This window comes from Aquabacterium parvum (genome assembly GCF_001447195.1).
Taxonomy (GTDB): domain Bacteria; phylum Pseudomonadota; class Gammaproteobacteria; order Burkholderiales; family Burkholderiaceae_C; genus Aquabacterium; species Aquabacterium parvum.
Genome location: NZ_LFRI01000324.1, coordinates 62,507 through 70,644, shown reverse-complemented (window position 1 = coordinate 70,644; position 8,138 = coordinate 62,507). Strand labels below are relative to the sequence as shown.

The 8,138-nt window shown below is 65.1% G+C and carries 6 protein-coding genes; 5 read left to right on the top strand and 1 reads right to left on the bottom strand.

Going from position 1 to position 8,138, the window contains the following annotated elements; genetic code table 11:
* Positions 1–206: 206 nt before the first annotated feature.
* Together ABG80_RS11175 and ABG80_RS11170 are read left to right on the top strand one after the other, a co-directional pair.
* Positions 207–1,118: a hypothetical protein gene (locus tag ABG80_RS11175; RefSeq protein WP_058087746.1), complete on the top strand. Its 912-nt coding sequence runs from the start codon at positions 207–209 to the stop codon at positions 1,116–1,118.
* Positions 1,102–3,453, top strand: a complete 2,352-nt coding sequence (locus tag ABG80_RS11170) for an ATP-dependent DNA helicase (RefSeq protein ID WP_083506022.1) — start codon at positions 1,102–1,104, stop codon at positions 3,451–3,453. The genes ABG80_RS11175 and ABG80_RS11170 overlap by 17 nt, the downstream gene beginning before the upstream one ends.
* Before the next feature lie 51 nt (positions 3,454–3,504).
* On the opposite strand, the gene ABG80_RS11165 is transcribed toward ABG80_RS11170, so the two are convergent.
* Complete coding sequence (locus ABG80_RS11165) at positions 3,505–5,619, bottom strand: TonB-dependent siderophore receptor (protein WP_058087735.1); 2,115 nt, start codon at positions 5,617–5,619, stop codon at positions 3,505–3,507.
* Between the two features lie 114 nt (positions 5,620–5,733).
* On the opposite strand from ABG80_RS11165, the gene ABG80_RS11160 reads away from it, so the two are divergent.
* Genes ABG80_RS11160 through ABG80_RS11150 form a run of 3 tightly spaced genes read left to right on the top strand, consistent with a single transcriptional unit; the run spans position 5,734 to position 8,099 of the window.
* On the top strand, positions 5,734–6,039 hold the full coding sequence (locus ABG80_RS11160) for a hypothetical protein (RefSeq protein ID WP_058087734.1): 306 nt from the start codon (positions 5,734–5,736) through the stop codon (positions 6,037–6,039).
* Positions 6,040–6,052: 13 nt separating this feature from the next.
* A complete protein-coding gene (locus ABG80_RS11155; protein WP_058087733.1) occupies positions 6,053–7,753 on the top strand; it encodes a PepSY-associated TM helix domain-containing protein in 1,701 nt (566 codons plus the stop codon).
* Entirely contained in the window at positions 7,746–8,099 is a 354-nt protein-coding gene (locus ABG80_RS11150) for a DUF3325 domain-containing protein (RefSeq protein WP_083506021.1), read from the top strand. Before ABG80_RS11155 ends, ABG80_RS11150 begins: the two co-directional genes overlap by 8 nt.
* Positions 8,100–8,138: the final 39 nt, after the last annotated feature.

The window sequence follows — 8,138 nt, the reverse complement described above, 5'->3', positions numbered from 1 at the left end:
CTTCAGCAGGCCATGCAAACCAGCCCCTACACCTACAGCGACATCACAAAGGCTTCGCCCAAGCCGCCAGACAAGGTGTAAATTACTGGATATGCATCCAGTGTTTTGGCTTTTGTGGAGCTAACTGGATACCCTTTATATTTGTACAGCACTCACCCCACAATGCCGTGACACCCAAGCCCACGCGGGCACACCTGTCGCGCCTCATGAAGATCTGGCGCTCGGCAGGCTGGCCCAGCCGAGACCCCATCGACATCGACCTGCTGGCCGCCGGCTGGGTGAGCCTGGTGGGCAACCACCCTGCCAACGAATGCCTGCGACTGACCGACGCGGGCATCGCGCTGCTGGCGCAAAGCCGCCAGGCCCAACGCCGCTCCGAGAGCGACCACGACAAGCTTGCTCTGCGCGTGACAGAGGTGCTGATGGATGCAGGGCGGCTGGTTTGGCACGAGCTGTCGCTTCGCGCCAAGGTGGCTGTCGAGGCTGCAGAGGCCCAAGCCGAGGATGCAAGTGCGGGCACAGACCCGAATTCGGATGCGCCCTCACGCGCCCTGGCTGGCGAGCCCACCCCGCTTTGGGAAGACGAGCTCACCGACGCCGAGCAGGGTGATGAGCCCGGCGCTGAACCAGGTCCCGAAGTCAACAGCACCCGCAAGCCCCACCGCTGGCGACTGGCCCGCCCCGACCTGTTCTCGGTGCGACGCACCAGCAACCCCAACTACCTGCACCCCGTGGTGCACGAGATCAAGGTCAGCCGCGCTGACCTGCTCTCCGACCTGCGCCACACGGCCAAGCGCAGCGCCTACCAGTGGCTGGCCAGCGAATGCCACTACGTCTTCCCCCACGGCCTGGCCGAGCCACAAGAGCTGCCCGAAGATCTCGGTGTGTGGGTCATCCACGGCAACATCGAAACCGGCAGGCTGGAGATGCTGCGCCCCGCCCGCCACAAGGCCTGCACCCTGCCCTTTGACGTGTGGATGGCCCTGGCCAAGGCTTCGCCCGTCCAGCGCGCGCTCGAACGCAGCCAGGCCGAGTTGACCCACACCGAAGGCGACGACCCCTCCGAAGATCGCGCAAGCACCGCGCAACGCCCCGAGCCCGATGCCAGCCCAAAGTGAGCGCCCGAGCGAGCCCGAGCCCGGCCCTCAGACCGAGCCTGTCACCGAGCCCCCGCGCTACCAGGTCGGCGTGCGCGAGCTGTGCGAATTCGTCGCCAAGCAAGGCGACCTGGACCTGCGCTTCACGCCCACGCCCACCGCGCAGGAAGGCATCGCCGGGCACGCCCTGGTGGCCGCGCGCCGACCTGCTGGCTACCTCAACGAGGTCAAACTCAGCGCGCAACATGGTCTGCTGAACGTCAAAGGCCGCGCCGACGGATACCACCCGCAGCTCAACCGCGTCGAAGAGGTCAAGACCCACAAGGGCCCGGTGGACGCCATCCCCGACAACCACCGCCACCTGCATTGGGCGCAGGCCAAGGTCTACGGCGCTTTGCTGTGCCGCGAGCGCGGGCTCGAGCACATCGACGTGGCCTTGGTGTACTTCGAGGTGGGCTCGCAGAAAGAGACGGTGCTTTGCGAACGCCACAGCGCCGCAGACCTTCAAGCCCACTTCGTCGACGCTTGCGAGCGCTTTGCCGCGTGGGCCGAACAAGAGCTGGTCCACCGCCGCGCGCGCGACGACAGCCTGACAACCATGCCCTTCGTTCACCCGCAGTTCAGAGCGGGGCAGCGCGAGTTGGCCGAGTCGGTCTACAAGGCCGCCGCCACCGGCCGATGTCTGCTGGCCCAGGCCCCCACCGGCATCGGCAAGACGATCGGCACCGTGTTCCCCATGCTCAAGGCCTGCCCCACTCAAAAGCTGGACAAGGTCTTCTTCCTGACCGCCAAGACATCGGGCCGCGCGGCCGCCTTGCATGCGATCGCGAACCTGCGCGCGCACCACCCCACGCTGCGGTTGCGCGAGCTGGAGTTGCGAGCCAAAGAAAAGGCCTGTGAGCACCCCGACCGCGCCTGCCACGGGCAGTCGTGCCCGCTGGCCGAAGGCTTTTACGACCGTTTGCCCGCCGCCCGTGCGCAAGCTGCGGCAGCAGGCAGCCTGACACATGAAGCGGTGCGCGCCATCGCACTGGCCCACCAGGTGTGCCCCTATTACCTGAGCCAGGAGATGGTGCGTTGGGCCGACGTGGTGGTGGGTGACTTCAACCATTACTTCGACCAGACCGCGCTGCTGCATGGCCTGATGCAACAAGGGCAGTGGCGCGTGGGCGTGCTGGTGGACGAGGCGCACAACCTGGTCGAACGCGGGCACAAGATGCACAGCTGCGAACTGCACCAGTCTTCGCTGCAAGGCATGCGCCACCACGGACCCGCCGTGCTCAAAAAACCTTTGGACAAGCTGCACCGTGCATGGCAAGGCATCAACAAATCACAACTCGGCGCAGACGGCCGCGCGCCCGACTACCGCGTGCTGCCCGACATCCCCGACAACTGGCTGCTGGCCCTGCAACAGCTTTGCGCCGCCATCGGCAACCACATGGCCGAGCACCCCACCGAGGTCGACCCCGAGCTGCAGAACCTCTACTTCGCGTGCCTGCAGATGAGCAAACTGGCCGACAGCTTCGGCAGCCACTCGCTGTTCGACTGGGCGCCCGAGTCTGGCTCGCTGGCGTCCACGCGCAAGCTGCGATCGACCTTGTGCATCCGCAACGTGCTGCCCGCGCCGTTCTTGCAAAGCAGGCTCAGCCAGGCGCACAGCGTGACGCTGTTTTCGGCCACGCTGCAGCCCACGCATTTTTTCGAGACGCTGCTGGGCACGCCAGAGGGCAGCGTGGCCATCGAGGTGGCATCGCCGTTTTCGGCCGAGCAGTTGCAGGTGAAAGTGGCGCGCCACATCTCGACGCGCTTTGCCGACCGCTCCAGCTCACGCGAGGCGATGGTGGCGCTGATGGCCGAGCAGTTCCGCGCGCGGCCCGGCAACTACCTGGCGTTTTTCAGCAGCCACGACTACCTGCAGGACGTGGCCGATCACTTCGAGCGCGCACACCCCGATGTCCCCGTCGTCAGGCAAGCGCGAGGCATGAGCGAAGAAGCACAACGTGCCTTCCTGGCCCGCATGACACCCACCAGCCAGGGCATCGGCTTCGCGGTGCTGGGCGGCTCCTTCTCGGAAGGGGTGGACCTGCCCGGGCAACGCCTGATCGGCGCGTTCATCGCGACGCTGGGCATGCCGCAGGTCAACGCTGTGAACGAGCAGATCAAGTCACGGCTGGACGAGATCGTGGGCGACGGCTACGCCTTCCAATACCTGTACCCGGGGCTGCAGAAGGTGGTGCAGGCGGCGGGGCGCGTGATCAGGACGACAGAAGACCAGGGGGTGTTGCACCTGCTGGATGACCGGTATGGGCGGGGGCAGGTGCGGGGGTTGTTGCCGGGTTGGTGGCGGCTTGACTAGGTGACGCGACAGGCTGGTGGAATGCCAGCCGGACGCGCCATGCCCCAAGCCTCAGAAGGTGTAGCGAGCCGTGAGGGCCGCGTTCAGACGTGCGCCATAGCCGCAGTCCTGGTTCTGCGCCCGGCACCAGGCAAGGTAAGTTTTGTCGGCCAGGTTGCGGACATCGAAACGGAAATCCCACGGTCCTGTCGCATAGCCCACCATGGCATCCACCAAGGTGACCGTCGGCAGCACCGGTTGCCCCGCTGCACCGGTGACCGAGCCGGTGTGTCGCACACCCCCTCCCACGCGCCAGCCACCAGGCAAGCGGTACTGCGCCCAAGTCGAGGCCATGCGTTGCGCCACCGATGACAAGCGCAAGCCCGTCTGGGCATTGACTGCATCCATGTCGGTGTAGTTGGCAGAAAGCTCGAGCGCACCGAGTCGCTGTCTCATCTCCAGCTCCCAGCCGCGGGTGGTGGCACCGACCTGCTCCAACCCGCCTGGCGTGGTGGCGTTGGCCACGCGGTTGCGCTCCTTGATGTCGAACCACGCGACATTGAGCGATGTGTCTCCCGAGTCGGACAGGAATTTCAGACCAGCCTCTTGTTGCTCACCTTCGGTGGGCTTGAGGTAGCTGGCGCTCGACGTGCCATCGGTGCCCAAGTTGGGCACGAAGGCCTCCGCGTAGCTGACATAGGGCGACACCCCGATGGGTAACTTGTACATCAGGCCCACCCGACCGGTGGTGGCCTCGTTGCGCACCACGGCTTCCCGACCCGTCGTTGCCACGGTGATGTTGCGCGCGTTGTCACGGCGCAGCGCCGCCGAAGCCACCCAAGGACCCCACGTGATGTGATCCGTGGCGTACAGGCCCGTTTGGATCAGCTTGCTGTCGGGCCGATCGCTCCAGGTCAGGGCCGCGGTGTTCACGCTGCCATAGACGGGGTTGTAGAGGTTGATGCCAGTGCCGGATCCGTACGAGTAGTTGTACTCCTGCCAGAAGGCGTGCTGGTGATCGATGCCCAGCCCGATCTGATGGCGTGTCGGGCCGAGCGCCCATTCGCCCTCGAGCCTCGCATCGGCCGCCGAGACCTCGGTCTTGCGGTCAGCGGTGTAGATGGTGCGCGTGATGTTGCCAGCGTCATCGGGCACGGCACCCACCGTGGCCCAGTGCTCGCGTGTGACGGACGCAGAGTGGGTTTTGCGCAGGGTGGCGCTGGCACGCCAGGTATCGCTGAGCCGTTGATTGATCATCAAGGTCAACTCGTTCTTGCGCGTGTCGTAGCGGTCCCATCCGGGCTCGCCCACGAAGGTGCTGCTTGACAGCTGTCCGAGGGGGGCTGGCGCAATCGTGCCCTTCGATGGCAGGAACTGCGATGAGACCTGGCCCTTGTACTGCTGGTGGGTGAACAGCGCCGTGACGCTGGTGCCGGCCTTAGGCTGCCATGTCACCGATGGCATCAGCACCGTCGCGTCGTCGCTGACGTGGTCGACCTGTGTGTCGCTGTCGCGCTTGAGCGCCACCAGGCGATAGAGCCATTGGCCATCGTCCGACAGCGGGCCCGTGAGGTCAGCAGCCAACTGCTTGCGGTTGTTCGAACCGATTTGCGCCTCGATCTCACGGTGTTGCTTTGCCTTGGGGAGCTTGGACACGGCGTTCACGATGCCACCCAACTCTGCCTGCCCGTAAAGCACCGAAGACGGCCCCTTGAGCACCTCTACACGCTCGAGCGTGTAGAGGTCTGGGCGCACGTTGTTGTAGAAGCCATAGATGCCCCGCAGGCCATCGATGTAGGCAGCAGGAGAAAGCCCCCGGATGGCGGCCCAGTCACCGCGCGTGTCAAAGCCGTAGCGTCCGGCCTGGACGCCGGCACTGTAAGCCAGTGCGTCCTCGACCGAACGGGCACCTGTCTCGCGGATCTGCGATACGTCGATCACCTCCATCGAGAAAGGGGTCTCGTTCACGCTCACCGGGCTCTTGCCCACCGTGGCCGATCGCGTCTGCGTGATCAGGCGGTCGGCTTGCGTCCGAGTGCCCTTGACTCGCACCTCTGGCAAAGCACCCTCGCCCGCCTCAACGGGGGCGGATTGAACGGGCTCTGCAGCGATGGCGTGGACGACGGGAGCACTGGCCAGCAAGGCAGCCAAGCAGAGCGGAGAAAGACGGAAAGCAGAAAGGGTCATCTTTGCATTAATGCTAATGAGAAGAATTCGCATTCTATAATTGAGGAATTCTTGTGTCGACCGATGCCCTGGATGGCACAAGGACATCTGCTCTCCCGCCCCTTTTCACGCCTCATGCCCGCATCCCCCCCCCAACCCAGCCGGTGGTCCTGGACTCACCGCATCGTCCTCAGCATCCTGGGTGCATACGCGCTCACCTGGGGCCTCAGCGCCCTGGCCGTCGTCGCACTCGTCGCCAACGGCGCCGACTTCCACGAAGCAGAGCACGGCGTCCTGATCGCAGCCTTTCTCGTCTACCTGGCGGTGTTCCTGTGGTCGTTCGCGACGCCAAGACTCGGTCGGGTGTGGCTTGCCGTGGGCGGAGGCGCAGCTGTTTCGATGGCGATCGCCCTGTTCTGGCAACACCAATTGATGCAATGAAACGAGGTCAACCATGAACTGGACTTTTCGCCAAGCCATGACCTGGATGCACACGTGGCTCGGACTGGTGCTCGGCTTCGTGCTGATGGTGGTTTTCTTCTTCGGCTCGCTGTCGGTGTTCGACCGCGAGATCGATCGTTGGGCCATCCCGCAAACTCGCTTCGAGCCGCAGCCGATGCCCTCGTTCGACCAGGTGCTGCGACCACTGATGGCGCAGATCGAGCCATCACCCATCGAGTACGCAGCCAAGATGCCGCTGTTGCACGACGCCACCAAAGGGCCCATGACACCCCGCGAGGCACTGCCCATCGATGAGTTCTGGGCTTACACCACGCACCGCGATCCCGTACTGCTGATCGGCGCCGACTTCTTGGTGCCCCTGCCACGGGACCCAGCCGCGCACAACCACATCCACGCGCGCGCCACCATCGACCCACGCACCGGGGCCTTCCTGAAGGATGACCAGCTGAAGGTCGGCAGCGCTTTTTTCTACCCGCTGCACTACAGCCTGCACCTCAAATGGATGAACCTGGGTTACTTCATCGTGGGGCTCGCGGCCTTCATCATGCTTGCCGCGCTGGTCAGCGGGGTCGTCATCCACCGCCGCCTTTTCCGCGAATTCTTCACCTTCCGGCCTCGCAAGCACCTTCAGCGCAGCACGCTCGACCTGCACAACCTGACCGGCGTGCTGGCCCTACCCTTTCACTTCTTCTTCGCCTTCACCGGCCTGGTGATCTTTGCAGCGTCGATCTACCTGCCGCTGGGCCACACCGTGCTCAAACCCCTGCACGATCGACACGCCGCTCAGGAGTCGGCCCGCACCGGCCTGCCGCAAACACGCGCAGGGGTGAACGCACCCGTGGCATCGGTCGACGCCATGGTGGCCGATGCGCGTCGACGCTGGTCAGACCGGGGCATGCCAGGGCAGGTGGGCTTCCTGAAGATCCACCACCTTGGCGACACCAACAGCTACGTCAGCATCTACCGCGCCGGCAGCGACCGCGTGGCGCTCGTCGGTGAAGGCATTCACTTCCAGGCCAGCACAGGCCGCGTGCTGCACGAAGACCCACCCCGCGAACCGGCTTCCGCCGCGCACCAATTCCTGACCGGTCTGCACCTGCAGCACTTCGAGCACTGGCTGCTGCGTTGGCTGTATGTGGCCGGCGGGTTGTTGGGCTGCGTTTGCATTGCCACTGGCTTTGTGTTCTTCGTGGAAAAGCGCAAACAGCAGCATGCTCGTCAAGGCTCGGCTCAAGCGCGCGTCGTGGACGCGTTGGGCGTCGCCACCGTGACCGGCATGCTGCTGGCCACCACCGCCATGCTGCTGGTGAATCGCTTGCTACCAGCCGACTTGAACGGCGCAGCTAACTGGCAGATCGGTGCCTTCTGGGGCGTTTGGCTGATCAGCGCGCTGCACGCCGCAGGGCGCAACGGCCCGGTCGCGCTTGGCCAGCGCTCACCGGCATGGGCCGAACAATGCCAAGCCCTTGCTGTGGTGGCTGTGGCGGCCGTGCTGGCCAATGGCTGGAGCACCGGGGCGCACCTTTGGGTGACGGTGCCCGCCGGAAACTGGCCCGTGGCTGGAGTGGACCTGAGCTTGCTGACCACCGCAGCGATCGCATGGGCTGCACACCACAAGCTCAAACGACAGCCAGGCATGGTGACTGCCCACACCCAGCGAACCAGCGTACCAACGGAGGCGACCCATGCATGAATGGATGCCCTGGTTGCTGGCACCCGCTCTTGCGCATGCAGGCATGGTGTGGCTGGCGTTGGCCATGCCCACGCACTGGCAACAGGTCTGGCAAACCACCACCGAGCCAAGCGCCCGGGCTGTTCTGGGCTTGCGCGCCCTGGCCGCGCTGGCCATGAGCCTCTCGCTGCTGGCCTGCTTGTGGCTGGACCACCCTTCCATGGCGGTGCTGGTTTGGGTGATGTGGCTGAGCGTGGCGGCGGTGGTGGTGACCTTCGGGTTGGCTTGGCGGCCAAAGATGTGGCGACCATGGACTGGTCGTTTCCGCAGCCACGCCGGCGGCGAACAGACCGATCACCCGCGATGAGCGCAGAGCCGATCGAAAGGCCATCGAAACCGCAAAGGT

What these genes read in the sequence shown, in the direction of transcription:
- ABG80_RS11175 (WP_058087746.1), top strand. Translation starts at nt 207, where the DNA reads ATGAAGATCTGGCGCTCGGCAGGCTGGCCCAGCCGAGACCCCATCGAC.
- ABG80_RS11170 (WP_083506022.1), top strand. Translation starts at nt 1,102, where the DNA reads ATGCCAGCCCAAAGTGAGCGCCCGAGCGAGCCCGAGCCCGGCCCTCAG.
- ABG80_RS11165 (WP_058087735.1), bottom strand. Translation starts at nt 5,619, where the DNA reads ATGACCCTTTCTGCTTTCCGTCTTTCTCCGCTCTGCTTGGCTGCCTTG.
- ABG80_RS11160 (WP_058087734.1), top strand. Translation starts at nt 5,734, where the DNA reads ATGCCCGCATCCCCCCCCCAACCCAGCCGGTGGTCCTGGACTCACCGC.
- ABG80_RS11155 (WP_058087733.1), top strand. Translation starts at nt 6,053, where the DNA reads ATGAACTGGACTTTTCGCCAAGCCATGACCTGGATGCACACGTGGCTC.
- ABG80_RS11150 (WP_083506021.1), top strand. Translation starts at nt 7,746, where the DNA reads ATGCATGAATGGATGCCCTGGTTGCTGGCACCCGCTCTTGCGCATGCA.